This is a genomic window from Aliarcobacter vitoriensis (assembly GCF_003316695.1).
Taxonomy (GTDB): domain Bacteria; phylum Campylobacterota; class Campylobacteria; order Campylobacterales; family Arcobacteraceae; genus Aliarcobacter; species Aliarcobacter vitoriensis.
The window spans coordinates 34,903-57,626 of sequence record NZ_PDKB01000010.1 but is presented as its reverse complement, the minus strand read 5'-3'; the positions used below and the strand labels follow the sequence as shown (position 1 = coordinate 57,626).

The following is a 22,724-nucleotide window of genomic DNA, read 5'->3' as shown; positions in this document are numbered from 1 at the left end:
AAAAAATAATAAGGATTAATGATGAAATTTTCTGGTGGCAATGTACTTATAACTGGTGCAGGTAGAGGAATTGGAGAGCAAATTGCAAAAACTTTAGCATCTTATGGTCTAAAAGTGTGGATTAATTATAGAAGTAAAATTGAGGAAGCACAAAAAGTTCAAGAAGAGATTGAAAAAAATGGTGGACAAGCTGCAATAATAAAAGCTGATGTTACAAATGAAGAAGAGTTTATAAATATGATAAAAACTATTATTGATAGTGATGGAGAATTAGCATATTTAGTAAATAATGCTGGAATTACAAAAGATAAATTAGCTTTAAGAATGAGTGTTGAAGATTTTACATCTGTAATTGATGCAAATTTAACTTCTGCATTTATTGGTTGTAGAGAAGCTTTAAAAACTATGAGTAAAAAAAGATTTGGTTCAGTAGTAAATATATCTTCAATAGTTGGAGAAATGGGAAATCCTGGTCAAACTAATTATAGTGCATCAAAAGGTGGATTAAATGCAATGACAAAATCATTTGCAAAAGAAGCAGCAAGTAGAAATATCAGATACAATTGTGTAACTCCTGGATTTATCCAAACAGATATGACTGATTTATTAAAAGCTGAAGTAAAAGCTGATTATGAAAAAAATATACCTCTTTCAAGATTTGGAAATCCAAGTGAAATAGCTGATGCAGTAGCATTTTTATTGAGTGATCATTCATCTTATATTACTGGTGAAATTTTAAAAGTAAATGGTGGATTATATGTTTAAAATATAGTTTTTAAACATATATTTTTAAATTTTAAATGAGTTTTAAAAACTTTTTTGTATAATTAGAGGACAATTTTATTAAAGGAATTAAAAATGGCATTATTAGATGATGTAAAAGCAGTTGTTGTAGAGCAATTAGATTGTGATCCAGCAGAAGTTAAAGAAGATTCAAAATTTATTGAAGATTTAGGAGCAGATTCACTAGATGTTGTTGAGCTTGTAATGGCACTAGAAGAAAAATTTGAAATCGAAATCCCAGATGAAGAAGCTGAGAAAATTTTAACTGTTGGTGATGCAATAGCATACATCGAAAATAACAAGTAATTTTATACTTTGATTAAATGAAAGATTTTTCTTTCATTTAAAATTTTTTCTATTGAGTTTTTATTGTAAAAATTGAATAAATAAAATAAGAATACTAATATATTGGAGCATAACTATATGAAAAGAGTTGTTATTACAGGTCTAGGTACTATAAATTCTACAGGACATAATGTAAGTGAATCTTTCGATGCAATTGTAAATGGTGTTTGTGGAATAGACAAGATAACACTATTTGACACAAATGATTTTACTGTACAAATTGCAGGAGAAGTTAAAAATTTTGATCCAGAAACTGTAATGGACAAAAAAGAGGTAAAAAAAGCTGATAGATTTATCCAATTAGGTATTAAAGCTGCTTTAGAAGCAATGATTGATAGTGGATTTGTAACAATTGAAAATAAAAAAGTAGATTCTACTATTGCAGATAGATTTGGAATTATTTCTGGTTCTGGAATTGGTGGATTATCAACAATTCAAAAGAACTCTACAATATGTGATACTAGAGGTTCAAGAAAAATATCTCCCTTTTTTATACCTTCATCATTAGCTAATATGTTGAGTGGTTTTATATCTATTGAACACAATTTGAAAGGACCTTCATTAGGACATGTTACAGCTTGTGCAGCTTCAACTCACGCTTTAAGTGATGCTGTTAAAACTATTATGTTAAATGGTGCAGATAGAATATTGGTTGTTGGAGCAGAAAGTGCTATTTGTGGTGCTGGAGTTGGTGGATTTGCGGCAATGAAAGCATTATCAACAAGAAATGATGACCCAAAAACTGCTTCTCGTCCTTTTGATATTGACAGAGATGGTTTTGTTATGGGAGAAGGTGCTGGAGCTTTAGTTGTTGAAACTTTAGATAGTGCATTAGAAAGAAATGCAAAAATATATTGTGAAATTATTGGTTTTGGAGAAAGCGGTGATGCAAATCATATCACTTCACCAGTTATTGATGGACCGCTAAGAGCTATGAAAGCAGCTTTTGAAATGACAAAAAATATAACAGGAGAATATCCAAAAATTGACTATATTAATACTCATGGAACTTCAACTCCAGTTGGTGACAAAAATGAAACCGCTGCAATTAAAGCACTATTTGGAGGAAAAGAGAACTGTCCACCAGTTTCTTCGACAAAAGGACAAATAGGTCATTGTTTAGGAGCAGCAGGAGCTATTGAAGCTATTATGGCTATTAAGGCTTTAAATGAAGGTATTATTCCTCCAACAATAAATGTTATAAATCAAGATCCAGAGTGTGATTTAGATGTAGTTCCAAATGTAGCAAGAAAAACTGAATTAACAACAGTTATGAGTAATAATTTTGGTTTTGGTGGAACAAACGGTTCTATAATATTCAAAAAATATACGAAATAAATATATAAAAAAGGGATGAAAAAATCCCTTTTTTATTGAGGAAAAAAATTGGCAACTTACTTAGAATTTGAAGAAAAAATCAAAAAAATTGAAGAAGAGATAATAATCGCAAAAACTAAAGCAGATGAACATGCTGTTGATATTTTAGAAAAAAAATTGGAAAAAGAGGTTGAAAAAACTTTTAAAAATTTAAATGATTATCAAAAACTTCAATTAGCAAGACATCCTGATAGACCATATGCTCTTGATTATATTTTAGGAATTCTTACAAATGCTTATGAGATTCATGGTGATAGACATTTTGTTGATGATCATGCTATTGTGTGCTACTTAGGATTTATTGGAACACAAAGAGTTCTAGTAATTGGAGAGCAAAAAGGTAGAGGAACTAAAGAAAAATTAAAAAGAAATTTTGGTATGCCAAATCCTGAAGGCTATAGAAAAGCATTAAGAGCTGCTCAAATGGCTGAAAAATTTCAAATTCCAGTGTTAATGTTAGTTGATACTCCAGGTGCATATCCAGGATTGGGTGCTGAAGAGCGAAATCAAAGTGAAGCAATTGCTAGAAACCTATTTGAATTTGCAAATCTTACAACACCAACTATTTCAGTTGTAATTGGAGAAGGTGGAAGTGGTGGTGCTTTAGCTATTTCTATTGCTGATAAACTTGCGATGATGAGATATTCGGTATATGCAGTTATATCTCCAGAAGGATGTAGTGCTATTTTGTGGAATGATCCAACAAAGGTTGAAACAGCAGCACAAGCACTGAAAATTACAGCTGAAAATTTAAAACAGTTAAATTTGGTAGATGACGTTATTAATGAACCATTGATTGGTGCACATAGAAAAAAAGATGAAGCAATAATAGCGTTAAAAGAATATTTTTTAAGTTCAATTGAAGAGTTAAAAAAACTAACACCAAAAGAAAGACAAGAAAGAAAATATCAAAAAATAATGAATCTTGGTTCATTTCAAGAGTAAAAGCTAAACATCTTAGTTTAGCCTACTCTCTTTCTCTTACTAATCTTCCAACTTTTTCTCCACCTATTAAGTGAAAATGTAAATGAGATACTTCTTGTCCACCATCATTTCCAATATTTGTAATTAGTCTATATCCACTTTTATCAATATTTAATTCAATTGCTACTTGTTGAATAAATTTTGTCATATCCCGCATAATGTCAGAATTTGTTACTTGGAATGAGTCAAAATGAATTTTAGGGATAACTAGAACATGAACCTTTCTAGTTGGATTAATATCATGAAAAGCTAAAAAATTTTCATCTTCTAATACTATATTACTAGGTATCTCTTTATTTACTATTTTACAAAATATACACATATGATTATCCTTTAATTTGTTGCATTTGCTGTAAATACCATTATAACCAAACTCTAATAAAGTATTAGATACAATCGCTACTTTGAATTAGATAAATATAATATGAATTTAGAATTAGGAAACAAAAGTGAATCTTTGGATTGAAAAAATACAAAATACAAAAACACTTGAAGATTTGGAAAGTGTAAGAGTTGAAATATTAGGTAAAAAAGGTGTTTTGACTATTGAGTTTGCAAAGATGAAAGATATACCAAATGAAGAAAAGAAATCATTTGCAGAAAATCTAAATAAGCAAAAAGAAGCTATCACAGATGCTATTGAAGAAAAGAAATTAGAACTTGAAAAAGAGAGTTTGAATAAAAAATTAGAATCTGAAAAAATAGATGTTACTAAATTCAACAAAGAACTGTCATGTGGTGCAGTTCACCCAGTTTCTGAAACGATGAATAGAATAATAACTTATTTTCAAAATCTAAATTTTGCAGTTGAAGAGGGTCCTTTAGTAGAAGATGATTTTCATAATTTTGAAGCTTTAAACCTTCCAAAGTACCACCCAGCACGTGATATGGCAGATACTTTTTACAACAAAGATTATACACTTTTAAGAACTCACACTTCACCTGTTCAAATAAGAACTATGCTTTCTCAAAAATCTCCTATTAGAATGATTGCTCCAGGAACTGTTTTTAGGAGAGATTTTGATATAACTCATACTCCAATGTTTCATCAAATAGAAGCACTTGTAGTTGATGAAGCAGACAAAATATCATTTGCAAATTTAAAACATGTTTTAGTCGAATTTTTACAACATATGTTTGGAGAGGTTGAAGTTAGATTTAGACCATCATATTTTCCATTTACAGAACCATCAGCTGAAGTTGATATTTCATGTGTATTTTGTAAAGGAAATGGTTGTCGTGTATGTTCACAAACAGGTTGGCTTGAAGTACTAGGTTGCGGTATTGTAGATCAAAATGTTTTTGATGCAGTAGGATATAAAAATAAATCAGGGTATGCTTTTGGATTAGGAATAGAGAGATTTGCAATGTTAATTCATAGTATTGGTGATTTAAGATCTTTATTTGAAAGTGATACAAGATTATTAGGACAATTTAAATGATAATTACGAAAAATTGGTTAGAACAATTCATTAATATATCTCATCTAAGTATTGAAGAGATTTGTAAAACTCTAAATTCTATTGGGCTAGAGGTAGATAGTGTAAATAATATATCAATTGCACAAAAAGTTGTAGTAGGTAAAATATTAGAAAAAGAGAAACATCCTGATGCTGATAAATTAAATATTTGTCAAGTAGACTTAGGAGACAAAATAGAACAAATTGTTTGTGGTGCAACAAATGTTGATATAGGACAGTTTGTTGTAGTTGCTACTGTTGGAGCTGCTTTAGGTGATTTAAAAATCAAAGCTGCAAAACTAAGAGGAGTAGAATCAAATGGTATGATTTGTTCTTCTACGGAAATTGGTCTTCCAAAGCTAAATGATGGAATTATGTTACTTGATAACTCTATTGGAGAACTTATTTTAGGAAAAGAACTAAAAGATTATAAAAGTTTAAATGATACCATTATCGAAATTGGACTTACTCCAAATAGAGGAGATTGTTTAAGTATTTTAGGAGTAGCAAGAGAATTAAGTGCTTATTATGAGATTCCTTTAATTGAACTTGATAAAGAAGTAAACTATAACGAACTAAGTATAGGTCAATTGTTTGATATTACTAGTAGCAATATTGACTCATTTTTGGCATACAAAGCAATAAATTTTACAAATTTTAATCTAGATTTAATCACAAATTTAAGATTAGCTACTATTGGAAAATTAAAAAACAACAGTGATATTAAAAATACTTTGAGTTATCTTACACACTCTGTAGGAGTTATTTTCAACGCCTATCCAAAAGATAAGGCTACATTGAAAAATGAACTTTATGTTTGGGATTTAAAGAAAAATGGATTAGGATTTGATAGTCTTTATTCTCAAGGTGAGATTTTGAGTACTATTGGTGTTGAGCATAAAGATTTTGAAGAAGATTGTAAAGATTTTTTAGTTGAAGCTTCATATATAAATCCAGAAGTTATATCAAGAAAGGTTTTTGATACAAAAATTAAAACTAGTGATGTTTTTTATAAATCTTCAAGAGGAAGTGAACCAAATTTAGAGTTTGGTTTAGACTACTTTGCAAATTTTACGTCAAAATTAGGTGCAACTATATACTCTGGAACAAAAGAGTTTTTAGAAGAAATAGAGAAAACTACTTTGAGTGTTAGTGTAAATAAAATAAACTCTATTATTGGAGAAGAAATCGATAAATTTGAAATTGAAAGAATATTAACAGCTTTAGATTTTGAAATAAAAGAGTCTTTAGATGATATTCTACTTATCAAAGTACCTTTATATAGACATGATGTAAAAAATATTGCAGATATAACGGAAGAAGTTATAAGAATGATAGGCATTGACAAAATACAAGCAAAGCCTTTAGCAATTGATGAAGTAAAAAGAATAAATAAAACATCAAATGATTTAATTAAGAAAAATAAAATAAGAGCAAAAGCGATAGAAAATGGCTTTTTTGAAACATTAACTTATGTATTCACTTCAAAAGAAGGTTTAGAAAAGTATGGATTTAAAACAGTTAAAAATGAACTAGATTTAATAAATCCAATAGTAAAAGAGTTAAATACATATAGAACTACTCTATTTTATAATCTAGTTGAAGCTTGTTCAAATAATTTTAAAGTGGGTGCAAGAAAAACATCTTTCTTTGAAATTGGAACAGTTTTTGATGAGAATAGAAATGAATCTAAAAAAATTAGTTTTATCTATAGTGGAGCATCTGAAATTGAAGATGTAAGCAATGCAGGAAAACCAAAGAATATCGAGTTTTTTTCATTTGCTAAAAAGGTCTTAAATAGTATTGGAGAATTTGATTTAGAGCCAATGATAGAAATAAACAATGATTTTATTCATCCATATCAAAATGCAAATATTTTAATAGATGGAAATATTGTTGGACATATATTTAAACTACATCCAAATGTAACTAATGATTTTGATTTAAGTGATACTTTTATGGCAGAAGTTGATTTTGAGAGTATAAAAAATGATTTAATAAAAGCAAATCCTTACTCGAAATTTCAAGTTTCAAGAAAAGATTTAAGTATTATTACTCCAAAATCAATACAATTTAAAGAGATAAAAAAAGCTATTGATTCATTAAATAATAATATTATTAAACAATATAATTTAATAGATATTTATAGTGATGAAAAGTTAGGAGATAATGAGAGTTTAACTATAAGATTTATTTTACAAAGTGATGAAAAAACTTTGGATGATAATGATATTAACTCTATAATGAACTCTATTTTAGATGTTTTAAAAGAAAGATTGTCAATTACTATTAGATAAAAAGGAAAAAAGTGAAAAATTTTAGCATTAATAGATTAGTAAAACCTTTTGATATTACAATATCAACTATAGCAAGTGATAAATCTATATCTCATAGATGTGCGATGTTTTCACTTTTTTCAAACCAAACTTCATATATAAAAAACTATCTAACAGCTGAAGATACTCTAAATACTCTAAGTATTGTTGAACAGTTGGGTGCAACTATAAAAAGAGTTGGAAGTAATGTTGAAATAACTCCAAAAGATATTCTAACTGAACCTTCAAACATTCTTGATTGTGGAAATTCTGGAACAGCTATGAGATTATTTTGTGGACTGCTAGCAAGTATTGAGGGAAGCTTTATATTAACTGGAGATAAATATTTAAGAAATCGTCCAATGAAAAGAGTTGCTGACCCACTAAGAAGTATTGGAGCAAATATTGATGGAAGAGAAAATGGGAATAAAGCCCCCCTTTTTATACGAGGGGTAAAAGAATTAGAACCTTTCATTTATCACTCTCCTGTTGATTCAGCACAAGTTAAATCAGCTATGATTTTGGCTGCACTTAGAGCAAATGGAGTTTCAAAATATAAAGAAAATGAATTAACAAGAGATCACACAGAAAGAATGTTAAAAGGTATGGGGGCAACTTTAGAATATGATAATGAAGGATTTATAAATATTCATCCTTTAAAAGCTCATTTAGACCCTTTAAATATAACTGTTCCAACAGATCCAAGCTCAGCTTTTTTCTTTGCAGTTGCAGCAGCAATTACTCCAAATTCAAGAGTTTTAATAAAAAATGTTACATTAAATCCTACAAGAATTGAGGCTTATGAAGTTTTAAAAAGAATGGGTGTAATCGTAAACTTTATAGAAAAAGAAAATATTTATGAACCAATTGGAGATATCGAAGTAATAAACAATGAGTTAAATGGTATTGATGTTAGTGAAAACATTTCATGGCTAATAGATGAACTTCCTGCACTATCTATTGCTATGAGTTTGGCAAAAGGAACATCAAAAGTTTCAAATGCAAAAGAACTTAGAGTAAAAGAAAGTGATAGAATATCAAGTGTTGTAAACAATTTGAAACTTTGTGGTGTTAAATTTACAGAATTTGAAGATGGATATGAAATAACTGGTGGAAGTTTACAAAAATCAACTATAAATTCATATGGTGATCATAGAATTGCTATGAGTTTTGCAATTGCTGGATTAAATTGTGATATGAATATAGAAGATATAGACTGTATAGAGACTTCTTTTCCTAATTTTAAAGAGATTTTAGACTCTTTATATATATAAGGATAAGTTTTGAAAATTGAATTAGCATCAAATTATGGTTTTTGTTTTGGAGTTAAAAGAGCTATAAATATTGCTCAAAAATATACAAATTCTGCAACAATGGGACCATTAATTCACAATCAAGACGAGATAAATCGTTTAAAAAATGATTTTAATGTTGGTCTTTATTCAAACTTAAATGATGTAAAAGAGAACGATACAGTAATTATAAGAACACATGGTATTCCAAAAAATGATTTAAAAAATTTAAAAGCTATGAATACAAAAGTGATAAACGCTACTTGTCCATTTGTTACAACACCACAAAACATTGTAAAAGATATGTCAAAAGATGGTTACTCAATACTAATTTTTGGAGATAAAGAACATCCCGAGGTAAAAGGTGTGCAATCTTATGCTTCTGATTTAGATGATGTTCATATTGTTTTAGGGATTGAAGATTTAGAAAATATAAATTTTAAGCATAAAAAGATTGCTTGTGTTGCACAAACAACAAAGAAAAAAGAGACTTATTTGGAAATAGTAAATCATCTAATTTTAAGAAATAAAGAAGTTAGAGTCTTTAATACTATTTGTGATGCAACATTTGAGAATCAAGATGCAGCAAGGGATATTTCAATAAAAGCAGATATTATGATTGTTATTGGAGGTAAAAACTCTTCAAATACAAAACAACTTCACTCTATTTGCCTTGAAAATTGCCATGATTCATATTTAATTGAAAATGAAGATGATATAGATAGCTCTTGGTTCAAAAATAAAGAGTTTTGTGGAATAACTGCAGGAGCAAGTACACCAGATTGGGTAATTCAAAAAGTCGTAGATAAAATCAAAAATTTCAAATAGGTAATTTAAGCCTTTTTTTTGTATAATCGTCCTATTTTAAATAAAACTGGTAAACAAGAAGGTACGAAAATGCATATGGATGATATAGATTTAGGCGAAGAATTTGACTTTGAGCAACTACTTAATGAATCTTTTGAACAAGCAGAGAATAACTCTGTTGTTGATGGTGTAATTGTTGAAATTACAGACGAAAAAGTTTTAGTTGATGTTGGTCAAAAAATTGAAGGATTACTATCTTTAAATGAAATTACTATAAATGGTGAAGTAAAATATAAAGTTGGTGACACAATCCCTGTAATGCTTATGGGGAATAAAGGTGAAAGACCAAATATCTCACATAAAAAAGTTCTTCAAAAAGAAAAATTTGATAATTTTGTAAAAGCGCATGGTGATAATTTTGAAGATGTAACAATAGAAGGTAAAGTTGTAGCTGTTAAACAAAGAGGTGGATTTACAATAGAAGATATAGATGGTTGTGAATATTTTATGCCACTAGCACAATCTTACATGAAAACTATTGGAGCTATTGGAAAAACAGTAAAAGCTAAAGTTATTAAAGTAAATACAAATCAAGCTTCTATAATTGTTTCAAGAAAAAAACTAATTGAAGAATCAAAATCAATTAAAGATACTAAGGTAACTGAAATTTTAGAAAACAAATCACCTATTGATGGTATTGTTAAAAAAATTACTTCTTATGGAATGTTTGTTGATTTAGGTGGAATTGATGGTTTAGTAAACTATAATGAGATATCTTACAAAGGACCAGTTAATCCTGCAAATTATTTTAGCGAAGGTGATACTGTTTCAGTTGTTGTGTTATCTTATGATAAAACAAAACAACACTTAAGCCTTTCAATTAAAGCTGCTTTATCAAATCCATGGGAAGAGATAAAAGATAAATTAGAAGTGGGAGATACAATCACTGTTACTGTTTCTAATTTTGAATCTTATGGAGCGTTTGTTGATTTAGGTAATGATATAGAAGGGTTATTACATATTTCTGAGCTATCTTGGAATAAAAATATTAAAAATCCAAAAGAGATTTTAAATATTGGTGATGAAATTAATGTTGAAGTAATTGAACTAAATTTTGACCAAAAAAGATTAAGAGTATCTTTAAAAAATCTTCAAGAAAAACCATTTACAAAATTTATAAATTCTAATAAAGTTGGTGATGTGTTAAAAGGTAAAATTGCAACTTTAACTGAATTTGGTGCATTTGTTACTTTAGGTGAAGTTGATGGATTGTTACATAATGAGGAAGCTTCTTGGGAACCAAATGTAAAATGTAAAACATTATTTAAAAAAGGTGACGAAGTAGAAGTAAAAATTATCAAAATTGATAGAGAAAAAGAAAATATATCTCTTTCAATAAAAGATATTGCAGAATCACCAGCTAAAAAATTCCAAGACAACTATAAAGTTGGTGATATTATCAAAGGTATAGTGAAAGACAAAAAAGAGTTTGGAGTATTCATAAAACTTGAAAATAATCTTGATGGATTAATCAGAAATGAAGATTTTGGACCATTAAATATTGATGATGTTAAAAATGGTGATGAAATTGAAGCTGTAATTATTAACATTGATACTAAGAAAAATAGAGTTAGATTATCTGTAAAAAGATTAGAGCAACAACAAGAAAGAGAAATGTTAAAATCAGTGAATGATGACTCTTCTATGACTCTTGGTGATATTTTAAAAGATCAAATAAAATAAGTAGGATTTCTGATGAATAAAAATACAATTGTAGTTTGTGATCATATTCATGAAGCTGGTTTAAATATTTTACAAAATACAGAAGATATAAATTATGTATATGCAGCTGATATTGATAAAACAAAACTATTAGATATTATAAAAGATGCAGATGTTGCAATTACTAGATCTTCAACAGATGTTGATGAAAAATTTTTAAATGCTGCAACAAATTTAAAAGCTATTATTAGAGCTGGTGTTGGTTATGATAATGTTGATATAGATGGTTGTAGTAAAAGAGGAATAATTGCTATGAATGTTCCAACTGCAAACACTATAGCAGCAGTTGAACTTACTATGGCTCATATGCTTTCTTGTATGAGAAAATTTCCTTATGCTCATAATCAACTTAAAAACGATAGAGTTTGGAAAAGAGAAGATTGGTATGGAAATGAACTTTATGGAAAAAAACTAGGTGTTATTGGTTTTGGTAATATTGGTCATAGAGTAGCACTAAGAGCAAAAGGTTTTGAGATGGATGTTATTGCTTATGATCCATATATTCCTTCAACAAAAGCTACAGATTTAGGTATAAAATATACTACTAATTTTGATGATATTTTAGCTTGTGATATTATTACAATTCATACTCCAAAAAACAAAGAAACTATTGATATGATAAGTTTTGATGAAATTAAAAAAATGAAAGATGGAGTTGTTTTAATAAATTGTGCAAGAGGTGGATTGTACAATGAAGAAGCTTTAGTGGAAAATCTAAAATCTGGTAAAATTGCTATGGCTGGAATTGATGTATTCAAAAAAGAACCAGCTACTTCTCATCCTCTTTTAGATTTACCAAATGTTACTGTTACTGCTCACTTAGGTGCAAATACTAAAGAATCTCAAAGAGAAATATCTGTTCAAAGTGCTAATAATGCTATAGAAAGTGCAAGAGGAATTGCATATCCAAATGCTTTAAATTTACCAATTGATGAGAGTAAAATACCATCTTTTGTAAAACCATATATTGAATTAACTCAAAAAATGGCATTTTTACTAGCACAAATAAGTAAAAGTGAAATTAGAGCTATTGAAGTAAATGCTGAAGGTGAATTAGGAGATTTTGTTGATTCACTACAAACTTTTGCAAGCGTTGGAGTACTAAACGTAAGCTCTGGTTTAAGTGTAAACTATGTAAATGCAAACTTCATAGCAAAAGAAAAAGGTATTGATTTAGTTACTAAATCTTCTTCAAATTGCAATGGATATAAAAACAAAGTTACTATAAAAATTACAACTTCAAAAGGTGTTAAAACTATATCAGGAACTGTTTTTGGAGATGAAGTTCAAAGAGTTATTGATTTTGATGGTTTTGCTATTGATATTGAACCAAAAGGTAAAATGATCATTATGAGAAATAAAGATATTCCAGGTGTTATTGGCAAAGTTGGAAATATTCTTGGAAATCACGGCATCAATATATCTGACTTTAGACTATCAAGAGGTAAGGATGGTATTGCTTTAGCAGTAATTTTAATAGATGAAAAAGCTAGTTCAAAAGTAATAGCAGAGCTTGAAAGTCTTGAGGCTTCAATAGCTATTGCTTATGCTGAAATTTAAGGAGAGAGTATGGCAATAGGAATGAGTGAATTAAAAAAAGGTTTGAAGATTGAAGTTGATGGTATTCCTTATAAAATTACAGAATACCAACACGTAAAACCAGGAAAAGGTGCAGCATTTGTTAGATGCAAAATAAAATCATTTTTAAATGGAAAAGTTATTGAAAAAACTTTCCATGCTGGTGATAAATGCGAAGTTCCAAATTTACAACAAAAACAGATGCAATTTTTATATGATGATGGTGAATTGTTACAATTTATGGATACAACAACTTATGAGCAAGAAGGTTTAACTTATGATCAAGTAGGTGAAGCATTCGATTGGATTATAGATGGTATGAGTTGTGATATGATGTACTTTAATGGTAAAGCTATCACAGTTGAACCACCGATGGTTGTTGAACTAAAAATTGTAGAGACTCCACCAAACTTTAAAGGTGATTCTCAAGGTGGAAGAAAACCAGCTACTTTAGAGTCTGGAGCAGTAGTTCAAATACCTTTTCATATTTTAGAGGGTGAGACTATTAGAGTTGATACAAGAACTGGTGAATACTTAGAAAAAGTAAAGTAGAATTAAAGTATCTTTTAAACCCAAATCATAAAGATTTGGGTTTTTTATTATATATATTTTCTTTTTAGAAAAACTATTTTTTCATCTCCCAAATAATTTTCGTGTAATATTTCAAAATCTAAATTAATATCATTTATAGCATTTATTCCACTTCTAATCTTTGGATTTACAATTAAAACAATAAAATCTATCTTATCTTTTAAAATATTAAGAAGATTATAAACTCCTTCAACCATAATAAACTTATAATCAAGTAATTTAAACAAATCATCTGAAACTATAACTTTTCTATTAGCTATATTAAAAAGTGGTATATTTTGGCTAAAAACCTTATTTTTACTATATATAAATACATCTGGATCTTTACCAAATACATATCTAGTATCTAAAGTTGGCTTATCAATTCTTACAGTGTTCCCACCAACCATAAGGAGGTCTATTTTATCTCTTATAGTATGCACATAAAGTTTTGCTCTATGTGTAGAGATTTGACCGTCTATCATTCCATTTAAAGTTTGTGCCATTTTAAAAAATATACAAGTTTTATTTTGCCAAGTTTTAAAAGGAAGAATTAAATTTTCTCCTTCTTTTTTTAAAACTCCAATTATAACTTCAATATTTACATTTTTTAGGGTTTCTATTCCACCACTTGCTTGTTTATTTGGGTCTTCAACACTAACAATCACTCTTTTAGGTTTTAAAATAGATAAAAGTTTTGCGCAAGATGGAGTTTTTCCTATATGATTGCAAGGCTCTAAAGTTACAAAAATTTCACAATCTTCAAAAAAACCATCATGGTTTTCCATTAAAAATCTATGTATTTCAGTTGAATCATTTTTTATTTTTAGAAGTGAATTTGATTCTTTTGTTAAAAATGCAGTTTTTAAAGCGTTTATTTCAGCATGTGGCATTCCAGCTTCTTTATGTGCTTCTATTGCTAAAATTCTTCCATCTTTTACAATAACACAGCCAACAGCTGGATTTGGATAAGTTAAAAGTTGATATTTCCAAGCCTCATCAATGGCTAATTTCATATAGAAATTATCATCAATTTTCATTTTATTCTTTTCTTACCACTCAAAATATGTTGATGCACTTAGGATATTATCATAAGCTAATTCTTCTTCTCCAAACTCTGTAAGAATTACTATCTTTTCTTCATCAGCTTTGAAAAGTTTACCTTTTAGGACTTCAGTTCCAAGGTTTTTAACTTTTATAAGTTCACCAACACTTGCAATAAAATGCTCTTTTTTCTTTAGTTTTCTTTCAATTCCAGGAGAACTTACTTCTAAATTATAAACTCCATTCATTGGTTCTTCAATATCTAAAATTGGAGATATCATTCTTGAAACTTCTGCACATTTATCAAGATTAATTCCTTCAGGAGAAGTTACAACAACTCTAAAAACATTTCTATCATTTTCTCTTACTGTAACAATATCATAAAGTTTTAAACCATTATTTTCAACAATTAATCTTATTTGTTCTTCTAAATTCATTCTTCATCACTTTTTTTATTTTTATCTTTTTTTATTTGAGCAAATAAATCTTCAAGATGTTTTGATTTTTCCAAAGTTGTATCTGCTTCAAATTTAAAATTTGGACACTTATACCAACTTGTACTTGCTAAAACATCACTTTTTATTCTACCATTTGCTTTATTTAAAGCTTGAATTACTGCTTTTGTTTCTTCTTTATTAAAATCGCTTCCATCAAAGTAAACAATAGCATCATATTTACCATTTTTACAATTAACACCTGTAATTGGTAATGAGTTAATTCTACTATCAGCTAGTTGAGATAAAGCTTGTGGAATTAACTCCATCAATAAAGATTCTGTTCTTTGAAGATTTATACTTTTCATTAGTTATCTATTGAAACTTTCTCTTCAATTTGAATAAATGTTTCTATATAATCTCCAACTTTAATATCATTAAATTTTTCAAACATAATACCACATTCAAATCCATTTACAACTTCTTTAACATCATCTTTAAATCGTTTTAATGATGATATTTTACCTGTGTATGTAACAACACCATCTCTAATAATTCTAGCATGACCACCTCTGATTACTTTTCCATCTGTTACTAAACATCCAGCAACTGTTCCAATTTTTGGAACAACAAATGTATCTCTAACTTCAGCTTGTCCAGTATTCTCTTCTCTAATAACTGCACTCATCATTCCAGACAATGCATCTTTTACATCATCAAGTAAATCATAAATGATTGAATACGTATTTATCTCTACTCCATCAGCTTTTGCTTTTGCTTTAACTGCTCCAGTTGGTCTTACATTAAATCCTAAAATTATACAACCTTCACTAGCACTTGCCAATACAATATCAGACTCCGTAATTCCACCAACAGCAGAATGAACAACTTTTACTTTTACTTCATCATTTGCAATTTTTTCTAATGAACCTTTAATAGCTTCTAATGACCCGCCAACATCAGCTTTTATAATAACTGGTAGTTGTTTGATTTTACCTTCTGCTATTAATCCACTCATCTCTTCAAGAGAAACTTTTGTAGATTTTGATAACTCTTTTGCACGTGCATGTTCAGCTCTAGTAGTTGCGATATCTCTTACTTCTTTTTCACTATCCATAGCAATCAGACTAGATCCAGTTGTAGGAACTTCATTAAGTCCTAAAACAGTTCCAGTTTCACTAAGTCCAAGTTCTTTTACAATTTCACCCATATCATTTGTAATAGCTTTTACTCTTCCAAAAGTTGTATCACAAACTATATTATCTCCAACTCTTAAAGTTCCATTTTGTACAATAATATTTGCAACTGGTCCTCTTCCTTTTTCTAAAGATGATTCAATAACAGTTGCTTTTGCTTTTGCAGTAGGATCAGCTTTTAGTTCTAATAATTCTGACTGTATTAAAATATTTTCTAATAAATCTTCTATTCCATCACCCGTTCTAGCTGAAACAGGAATAAACTCTATATCGCCACCCCAATCAACAGGAGTTAGGTTTTTTTCAGCCATTTGAGCTTTTACCATATCTGGATTTGCTGTTTCTTTATCCATTTTATTCATAGCCACAATTATTGGACAACCACTAGCTTTTGCATGAGAAATAACTTCTTCAGTTTGAGTTTTTACTCCATCATCAGCAGCAACAACGATAATAATAATATCCGTAACATTTGCTCCTCTTGTTCTCATAGATGAAAATGCTTCGTGACCTGGAGTATCAACAAAAGTAATTTTTTGCCCATTTTTTATAACTGTATATGATGAAATATGTTGAGTAATTCCACCAGCTTCTCCTGCAGCTACTTTAGAGCTTCTAATTTTATCTAAAAGTGATGTTTTACCATGATCAACATGCCCCATAATAGTTACAACTGGAGGTCTTATCACAAAAGAACTTGTATCAATTTCTTCATCATAATTTTCCTCATAATTTACATCTTCTAAAGCATCTTTAACTGTTACAGATATTCCAAATTCTTCTCCAAGAATTTCAAGTTCATCTTGTTTCAAAAAGTCATTTTTTGTAACCATCATACCAAGGCTAAATAAAACTTTTATAACATCCGCTGGAGATTTTCCACAAGCTTCTGCAAACTCATAAACTCTTATATCCTCAGGAATTGTTACCTCTTTTATTTCAAGTTTTTCTTGGACTCTTATAACTCTCTTCTTTCTTTTTCCTCTTTGAAGTCCAACTGGTGTATTACCAAATGCAGCTGGTTTAGAACTTCTTGAATGATTTGTAGTATTTACTGGCTTTGGCTCATCAAATATTTTATAAGTATCACTTAAATCCATATCAAGTAAAACTACTTCTTCTCCTAAAAGTGAATCTTCACTACTTGAGAATTCATCATAATTTCTAGCGACATCTAATCTTTTCCCATGATCTTGAGCTTTCACAGCAGTTTTTTTCTTTTCTTTTTTTATTCTTTGTCTATTTAATTCTTCTTGATTTTGACTTTTAAATTGTCGTTCATTTGTTGATGCAGTGTTATCATCATCTCCAAATATATCACTTAAAGATTTTAGAGGTTTTTTATTAGCCGTTTCTTCTATTTTAATTTCATTAACAACTTCTTCATTTGGTCTTTTCTTTTTAATAATCACCAAACCTTTTCTCTTTGGCATTATTTTATTTTGACTATCTTGTGTCTCTTTTTCATCTAAAACTGAGTCATTTAATTGAGTTTTTACATTTGGTTTTGCGATTACTGGTTTTTTAACTTCAACTTTTTTTACTGTTTCTTTAGGTTTTACTTCAGATGAAATTTCTTCAACTTCTACTTCTTCTATGCTTTCAATTATATTATCTTCAGCAATATTCTCTTTTTTTGCTTTCACAATCTTTGGCGTAGATACTTTTTTCAATCTTGAACTTTTACCTGTCATAATATATTGTGTAATCTCTTCAGCATCTTCAAATGTTACAGTTGCTTGTGCTGTTTTTAAATCTATCCCTAACTCTTTTGCTTTTTGCATTACTTCAGCACTAGTTGAACCAGCTTCTTCTGCAATCTCAAAAACTCTTACTTTATCTGACATCTGTTAGAATCTCCTTAAGTTGTATAACATACTCATCTTTATTTTTACACTCTTTACAAAGTGCTTTTTCAAATCTCTTACTATCTTTTATATTGTCTGTTCCTAAACTGCAAGGTTCACAAATATAAAAGCTTCTTCCAAAATTATCATAAAGTGATAATTTTTTATTTAAACATTTCAATCTTATTAGCTCTTTTTGCTCAAATTTTCCTCTACAAAAAATGCAAGTTCTTAAGATTATTTTTAAATTAGCCAAACATTATACCTAAAATTTTCTTAATCATAAAAAATTGCTAAATTTCAATTTTTACACCATAATTATCAAAATCTACTGTAAAAACTCTAAAATGTGGAAATTTTTCTTTTAAAGCTTGTTCAATTTTATTTGCATCTTCGCTATAAGCAATGGAAAATAGTGTTGAACCAGACCCTGATAATGTACTCATCAATGAACCACTTTTTAAAGATGTTTTTTGAACTTCAAAAAGCTCTGGCATATGTTTCATTCTATATTTTTGATGAATTACATCTTGTGAAGCATGTTTTAGCATATCCCAATTCTCACTCATAAATGCTGCCGTTAAAAGTGAAGAGTGAGATATATTAAATACAGCATCTTCTTTTGAATATTTAAATGGCAATGTTTTTCTTGATAATTGTGTTGAAATAGGTCTATTTGGTACAACTATTACAGCTTTTAAACTTTTTGGAATAGATTTATTTATATATTTAACTTCATTTTCTTGAACACAAGCAACATTAAAACCACCCATAACAGCTGGTGTTATATTATCTGGATGACTTTCATAAGCTAAAGATAAATTTAACAATTTATTTTTATCTACTTTAATTCCTTCAATCGCATAAGCACTAGCTATTGCTGATACAATAACAGCTGATGAACTTCCAAGCCCCCTTGAAAGTGGAATTTCATTAAAAAATTCAAATCTAAAATGTCTTTTTTTCTGTGTCAAGTTATAATAAAAATCATTAAAAATAGAGATAAACATATTGTTATCTTTTAGTGCTGGGTTATTTGAACCTTCACCTTTTAATGATACACTGTGAAATTTTGCTGGTTTTATAATTACTTGATTTTTTAAACTTACTGCTAAACCTAAACAATCGAATCCTGGTCCTAAATTTGCACTTGTAGCTGGAACGCTTACTCTCAAATATTCTCCTTTTTTATACTGCTGGAAGATTATAAATTGGTAATGTATCAACATTAAATTTATAATCTTCTATACTCTTTGGTAATTCAAAATCCGAGATTTTACACTCATTTGGCAAAAAATCTACTTTAATATTACTTTGTTCATTTATAAAATATTTTTTACCTAAGGCTTTTATTGGAGAATTTTGATTAAATAAAAATCCATCTATTGCTTCAAATTCTATATTTTTTACCATAGTTAATGTTTTTAAAAATATATATGCAATTTTTATAGACATAAAAGAACCAGGGGTATTTACATAAATAATTTTATTTATATCAAACTCTTTTAATAAATTTTCAAATAATAGTGGCAATTTATCAGAAGTTAATCCATCTAATTTATACTCTTTTAAAAGTTGTTTATTCTTATAAATACCTATTAATAAAGGATTAGAAATAGTTATAACTAAAACTTCAATCAATTAAACGCTCTCTTTTGCATAAGCCATTTCAAAAATTACAGCTTCACTATTTGCCTCTTCTAAATCTATAATTTCATAATTATCTTTATCTTCATAAAGTTTTTTTGTCAAAAGATGATTTAGATGATGACTTCCTGCAATAGCATCATATTCACCTATAAGTGTATATTCTAAAAGTGCCATATCTCCAATAGCATCTAAGATTTTATGTCTTACAAATTCATCTTCATATCTTAAACCTTCTGGATTTAAAATCTTTGTTTCATCTAAAACAATAGCATTTTCCATACTTCCACCTAAAGCTAAACCAATACTTCGCAAGTATTGAACTTCATGTAAAAATCCAAATGTTCTAGCTTTGCTTATATTTTCTTTATACTCTTCTATTGAGTAGTCAAAGTGAAATTTTTGAGTCCCAATAGCTGGATGGCTAAACTTTATTTCAAAATCATAAACTATTCTATCTGATGGTTTTAAAGAAACTTTTTTACCATCTTCTGTTTCAACAACAACTTCTTTTTTAATTTTTATTGCTTTTTTACTCGCTTCAAGTTCAGCAATTCCAGCCTCTTCTATAAGCATACAATATCCAGATGCACTTCCGTCTAAAACAGGTATTTCATCATTATCAAGTACTATTCTTAAATTATCTATTCCATAAGCATACACAGCACTTAAAAGATGCTCTATTGTAGATACAACAACTCCATCTTTTCCTAAAACAGTTGCCATTTTAGTATCTACTACATACTCTTTTTTAAGTGGAATTGTAACTCCTACATCACTCCTATATATTACTATACCACTATTTTCAGGAAGAGGTTCTAACCTCATTTTAACAGGAACTCCTTTATGTAGCCCTATTCCTACTATTTCAACACTCTTTTTTAATGTTCTTTGTTTCATTTTTTATTTCCATCTATAATTTTAATTGCATCATTTATAGTGTTTGTAAGATTTAATTTCATCCAATTGCTATCTAACCATTCATTTGGATTTGCTTCTATACCTTGAACCAAAATACCAAAATGTAAATGGTCTCCAAATACAGCTCCAGTTGCTCCTGTATTTGCTATTTTTTGCCCAGCTTTTACAAAATCTCCTACTTCAACATCTTGGCTACTTGTGTGAGCATAAAGTGAGGCCAAACCTAAACCATGATCAACAATAACACTCTCACCATAAATTCCCAAGTAATCTTTAAAAATAACTTTTCCAGGATTTGAAACTACAATATCAGCTCTTCTTACACTAGCCCAGTCCATACCTAAATGCCATGCTTCATCTATTTTTTCACCATTATAAAAATAGTGTCTTCTTTCTCCAAACATTGCAAAAGTTTTTGCATTTGACATCCTTACAAAAGTTTTTACTTCAAAAGGCATATTTTGGCTATCTTGGAAATTTTTAACAACTACATTTTTAACTGTTTTAAGATTTTGTTCTCTTAAATCTTTATTTGCTTTTACAAAAATATCAACTGGATTTGTAGGGATATCCATATTACTTAACTCTAAAACATTTTTACTAACACTATAGATAAACTCATCACTAATATTCAAGTTATCAACTTTCTCTTTAAAACTTTGAATGTAATATGGTACTTTTGTAATAGATTTATTTCCAGCCATATCAACAGCAACTACATTTACCCCTTTCCACTCTTTTATATCAATAGGCCATGTGATTATAGATATATAATAACCACTTTTATAAAATGGAAATAGTTCAAAAATAACCTCATCATTAAAAGTTACATAATAGTCTTTTAAATTATCATCTTTTATCTCTGTTATTAAAATCCCACTTCCACCTTGTTTTAACATATAAGAGTTTGATAAAACGCTTGTAATAGGACTTCTTCTATCTATTATAAGATTTGTATCAAGAATAGCCTCATTCCCACTAAAAAAGTTCCAACTACTATTATCTCTTGCTTTTACTCTTAAAATAACATTTGAAGATTTAATTTCATTAAATTTAAAAGGCTTTAATTCATAAGTTAAAATTCCACTATTTTTATCTTCAGATACAAGTTCACTATCAATAATTAACTCTTTTTGTCCATCAATTACAATAGCTTCAAAAGATTTTATCTTATTTTTATCAGAAATTTCAACTTTAATAGGTGCTTGTAAATTCCAGAAAATATCCTTTTGATTTATCTCTTTTTGAATATAAATATTTGGATTTTCTCTATCCATAGTTAAAATAACACTTAAAACAACAACGGCAACAACCATAATAGCTATACTTATGTATAATAATCCACTTTTTTTATCCATAGACTTTTAAAACTTCCTTTAATATTAAATTTTTTGCTTCAATTACATCTTTTACTTCTATTGTACAACCTGAAGCATTAAAATGACCTCCACCATCAAAAGCCATAGCAATTTTTGACACATCAATGCTACCTTTTGAACGTAAAGAGACTCTACAAAAACCTTCAATCGCTCTTACAAAATATGCTAGTTTTACAACTGCCATACTCATAATCATATCTAAAGCATCTTCACAATCACGGCTATGAGCACCTGTTTGTTTGAACCACTCTGGTAATGCATAGATAATAGCAACTTCCCCTTCTTTGTAAAGTTCCAAACTATCTAAAACTTTTGGAATAATTCTATATTTTGCCAAACTATCACTTCTTAAAAGCTTATTTGCAATATAAGAAGGACTTGCTCCACACTCAACTAAAAAATTAATTTTAGTAAATGTTTGCTCATCACATCTATTTAAAGAAAATGCCAAAGTATCATCATAGATTCCTACATAAAGTGCTATCGCACTAGCTTTTGAGATATTCAATCCATTATATTTAAAAAATTCAAAAACAAGTTCTGCTGTTGAACTTTTATATGGATCTACAATATTAACTACTCCAAAATTTTCATTTGAAGCGTGATGATCAAAATTTATAAGTGGAATATCTTTTGGTAATTCAAATCCTATTCTTTTATAAGTTCCACAATCTACACTAATTGCTAAATCATAAAATGGTGGTAGTATATGTGTCATTTTTTCAAATCTAGGTATAAATTTAAGATTTTGTGGTAAATCACTACTAACATTAAAAACTTTATGTTTTATCTTATTTTCTGAAAATAAATTTGATAGAGCCAAAGCTGATCCAATAGAATCTGGATCAGGATTTACATGAGTAATTATCAAAATATATCTACTTTTTTCTATAAGCTTCAAAGCTTTTGATAACTCATTTGTATCAACTTTATTATTTAAGATAAAATCTTTTTTCATAAATA

General features: G+C 28.5%; 22 protein-coding genes. 11 read left to right on the top strand and 11 right to left on the bottom strand.

The features are described from left to right. Positions 1-21: 21 nt before the first annotated feature. The 4 genes from fabG (at position 22) to accA (ending at position 3,450) form a co-directional block, all read left to right on the top strand. Positions 22-765 (top strand): 3-oxoacyl-ACP reductase FabG, encoded by a 744-nt coding sequence (gene fabG, locus CRU91_RS06935; protein ID WP_113894495.1) that lies wholly within the window; start codon positions 22-24, stop codon positions 763-765. 93 nt (positions 766-858) lie between these two features. Continuing rightward, positions 859-1,089, top strand: a complete 231-nt coding sequence (acpP, locus tag CRU91_RS06930; RefSeq protein WP_026804042.1) for an acyl carrier protein — start codon at positions 859-861, stop codon at positions 1,087-1,089. A gap of 117 nt (positions 1,090-1,206) precedes the next feature. After that, complete coding sequence (locus CRU91_RS06925; protein WP_113894494.1) at positions 1,207-2,466, top strand: beta-ketoacyl-ACP synthase II; 1,260 nt, start codon at positions 1,207-1,209, stop codon at positions 2,464-2,466. A gap of 48 nt (positions 2,467-2,514) precedes the next feature. After that, positions 2,515-3,450, top strand: coding sequence for an acetyl-CoA carboxylase carboxyl transferase subunit alpha (gene accA, locus CRU91_RS06920; RefSeq protein WP_113894493.1), 936 nt, complete (start codon positions 2,515-2,517; stop codon positions 3,448-3,450). A gap of 22 nt (positions 3,451-3,472) precedes the next feature. Here the strand turns inward: accA and CRU91_RS06915 are convergent, their stop codons facing one another. Continuing rightward, a complete protein-coding gene (locus CRU91_RS06915; RefSeq protein WP_113894492.1) occupies positions 3,473-3,811 on the bottom strand; it encodes a histidine triad nucleotide-binding protein in 339 nt (112 codons plus the stop codon). A 127-nt stretch (positions 3,812-3,938) separates the two neighbouring features. Here CRU91_RS06915 and pheS point away from each other — a divergent pair, with 127 nt between their 5' ends. The 7 genes from pheS to efp all read left to right on the top strand — a co-directional run bounded on the left by pheS (position 3,939) and on the right by efp (position 13,275). After that, positions 3,939-4,931: a phenylalanine--tRNA ligase subunit alpha gene (gene pheS / locus CRU91_RS06910; protein WP_113894491.1), complete on the top strand. Its 993-nt coding sequence runs from the start codon at positions 3,939-3,941 to the stop codon at positions 4,929-4,931. Continuing rightward, entirely contained in the window at positions 4,928-7,246 is a 2,319-nt protein-coding gene (gene pheT, locus CRU91_RS06905) for a phenylalanine--tRNA ligase subunit beta (protein ID WP_113894490.1), read from the top strand. Before pheS ends, pheT begins: the two co-directional genes overlap by 4 nt. Before the next feature lie 11 nt (positions 7,247-7,257). Next, positions 7,258-8,538 (top strand): 3-phosphoshikimate 1-carboxyvinyltransferase, encoded by a 1,281-nt coding sequence (aroA, locus tag CRU91_RS06900; RefSeq protein WP_113894489.1) that lies wholly within the window; start codon positions 7,258-7,260, stop codon positions 8,536-8,538. A 9-nt stretch (positions 8,539-8,547) separates the two neighbouring features. Next, positions 8,548-9,384, top strand: a complete 837-nt coding sequence (locus tag CRU91_RS06895) for a 4-hydroxy-3-methylbut-2-enyl diphosphate reductase (protein WP_113894488.1) — start codon at positions 8,548-8,550, stop codon at positions 9,382-9,384. Between the two features lie 69 nt (positions 9,385-9,453). Further along, complete coding sequence (locus tag CRU91_RS06890) at positions 9,454-11,106, top strand: 30S ribosomal protein S1 (RefSeq protein WP_113894487.1); 1,653 nt, start codon at positions 9,454-9,456, stop codon at positions 11,104-11,106. A 12-nt stretch (positions 11,107-11,118) separates the two neighbouring features. Beyond that, positions 11,119-12,705 (top strand): phosphoglycerate dehydrogenase, encoded by a 1,587-nt coding sequence (gene serA, locus CRU91_RS06885; RefSeq protein WP_113894486.1) that lies wholly within the window; start codon positions 11,119-11,121, stop codon positions 12,703-12,705. A gap of 9 nt (positions 12,706-12,714) precedes the next feature. Further along, positions 12,715-13,275 (top strand): elongation factor P, encoded by a 561-nt coding sequence (efp, locus tag CRU91_RS06880; protein WP_113894485.1) that lies wholly within the window; start codon positions 12,715-12,717, stop codon positions 13,273-13,275. Between the two features lie 47 nt (positions 13,276-13,322). Here efp and ribD read toward each other — a convergent pair whose 3' ends face one another. Genes ribD through CRU91_RS06830 form a run of 10 tightly spaced genes read right to left on the bottom strand, consistent with a single transcriptional unit; the run spans position 13,323 to position 22,719 of the window. Beyond that, positions 13,323-14,333: a bifunctional diaminohydroxyphosphoribosylaminopyrimidine deaminase/5-amino-6-(5-phosphoribosylamino)uracil reductase RibD gene (gene ribD, locus CRU91_RS06875; RefSeq protein ID WP_113894484.1), complete on the bottom strand. Its 1,011-nt coding sequence runs from the start codon at positions 14,331-14,333 to the stop codon at positions 13,323-13,325. Positions 14,334-14,345: 12 nt separating this feature from the next. Further along, on the bottom strand, positions 14,346-14,774 hold the full coding sequence (gene rimP, locus CRU91_RS06870; protein ID WP_113894483.1) for a ribosome maturation factor RimP: 429 nt from the start codon (positions 14,772-14,774) through the stop codon (positions 14,346-14,348). Next, complete coding sequence (gene rbfA / locus CRU91_RS06865; RefSeq protein WP_113894482.1) at positions 14,771-15,139, bottom strand: 30S ribosome-binding factor RbfA; 369 nt, start codon at positions 15,137-15,139, stop codon at positions 14,771-14,773. The genes rimP and rbfA overlap by 4 nt, the downstream gene beginning before the upstream one ends. After that, on the bottom strand, positions 15,139-17,814 hold the full coding sequence (gene infB, locus CRU91_RS06860; RefSeq protein WP_113894481.1) for a translation initiation factor IF-2: 2,676 nt from the start codon (positions 17,812-17,814) through the stop codon (positions 15,139-15,141). Before infB ends, rbfA begins: the two co-directional genes overlap by 1 nt. After that, positions 17,804-18,070, bottom strand: coding sequence for a DUF448 domain-containing protein (locus CRU91_RS06855; protein WP_113894480.1), 267 nt, complete (start codon positions 18,068-18,070; stop codon positions 17,804-17,806). Before CRU91_RS06855 ends, infB begins: the two co-directional genes overlap by 11 nt. 37 nt (positions 18,071-18,107) lie before the next feature. Next, positions 18,108-18,989: a homoserine kinase gene (gene thrB / locus CRU91_RS06850; RefSeq protein ID WP_113894479.1), complete on the bottom strand. Its 882-nt coding sequence runs from the start codon at positions 18,987-18,989 to the stop codon at positions 18,108-18,110. Positions 18,990-19,002: 13 nt separating this feature from the next. Continuing rightward, on the bottom strand, positions 19,003-19,455 hold the full coding sequence (locus tag CRU91_RS06845) for a hypothetical protein (protein WP_113894478.1): 453 nt from the start codon (positions 19,453-19,455) through the stop codon (positions 19,003-19,005). After that, a complete protein-coding gene (lpxC, locus tag CRU91_RS06840; RefSeq protein ID WP_113894477.1) occupies positions 19,456-20,361 on the bottom strand; it encodes a UDP-3-O-acyl-N-acetylglucosamine deacetylase in 906 nt (301 codons plus the stop codon). After that, the gene (locus CRU91_RS06835) at positions 20,358-21,740 is read right to left on the bottom strand and encodes a M23 family metallopeptidase (RefSeq protein WP_113894476.1); all 1,383 of its coding nucleotides are present in this window, start codon (positions 21,738-21,740) and stop codon (positions 20,358-20,360) included. Before CRU91_RS06835 ends, lpxC begins: the two co-directional genes overlap by 4 nt. After that, positions 21,733-22,719, bottom strand: coding sequence for a DHH family phosphoesterase (locus CRU91_RS06830; protein WP_113894541.1), 987 nt, complete (start codon positions 22,717-22,719; stop codon positions 21,733-21,735). The genes CRU91_RS06835 and CRU91_RS06830 overlap by 8 nt, the downstream gene beginning before the upstream one ends. Between the last annotated feature and the right edge of the window lie 5 nt (positions 22,720-22,724).

Coding starts and splice junctions, on each gene's coding strand:
- fabG (WP_113894495.1), top strand. CDS start 22: ATGAAATTTTCTGGTGGCAATGTACTTATAACTGGTGCAGGTAGAGGA.
- acpP (WP_026804042.1), top strand. CDS start 859: ATGGCATTATTAGATGATGTAAAAGCAGTTGTTGTAGAGCAATTAGAT.
- CRU91_RS06925 (WP_113894494.1), top strand. CDS start 1,207: ATGAAAAGAGTTGTTATTACAGGTCTAGGTACTATAAATTCTACAGGA.
- CRU91_RS06915 (WP_113894492.1), bottom strand. CDS start 3,811: ATGTGTATATTTTGTAAAATAGTAAATAAAGAGATACCTAGTAATATA.
- pheT (WP_113894490.1), top strand. CDS start 4,928: ATGATAATTACGAAAAATTGGTTAGAACAATTCATTAATATATCTCAT.
- CRU91_RS06890 (WP_113894487.1), top strand. CDS start 9,454: ATGCATATGGATGATATAGATTTAGGCGAAGAATTTGACTTTGAGCAA.
- serA (WP_113894486.1), top strand. CDS start 11,119: ATGAATAAAAATACAATTGTAGTTTGTGATCATATTCATGAAGCTGGT.
- efp (WP_113894485.1), top strand. CDS start 12,715: ATGGCAATAGGAATGAGTGAATTAAAAAAAGGTTTGAAGATTGAAGTT.
- ribD (WP_113894484.1), bottom strand. CDS start 14,333: ATGAAAATTGATGATAATTTCTATATGAAATTAGCCATTGATGAGGCT.
- rimP (WP_113894483.1), bottom strand. CDS start 14,774: ATGAATTTAGAAGAACAAATAAGATTAATTGTTGAAAATAATGGTTTA.
- rbfA (WP_113894482.1), bottom strand. CDS start 15,139: ATGAAAAGTATAAATCTTCAAAGAACAGAATCTTTATTGATGGAGTTA.
- infB (WP_113894481.1), bottom strand. CDS start 17,814: ATGTCAGATAAAGTAAGAGTTTTTGAGATTGCAGAAGAAGCTGGTTCA.
- lpxC (WP_113894477.1), bottom strand. CDS start 20,361: ATGAAACAAAGAACATTAAAAAAGAGTGTTGAAATAGTAGGAATAGGG.
- CRU91_RS06835 (WP_113894476.1), bottom strand. CDS start 21,740: ATGGATAAAAAAAGTGGATTATTATACATAAGTATAGCTATTATGGTT.
- CRU91_RS06830 (WP_113894541.1), bottom strand. CDS start 22,719: ATGAAAAAAGATTTTATCTTAAATAATAAAGTTGATACAAATGAGTTA.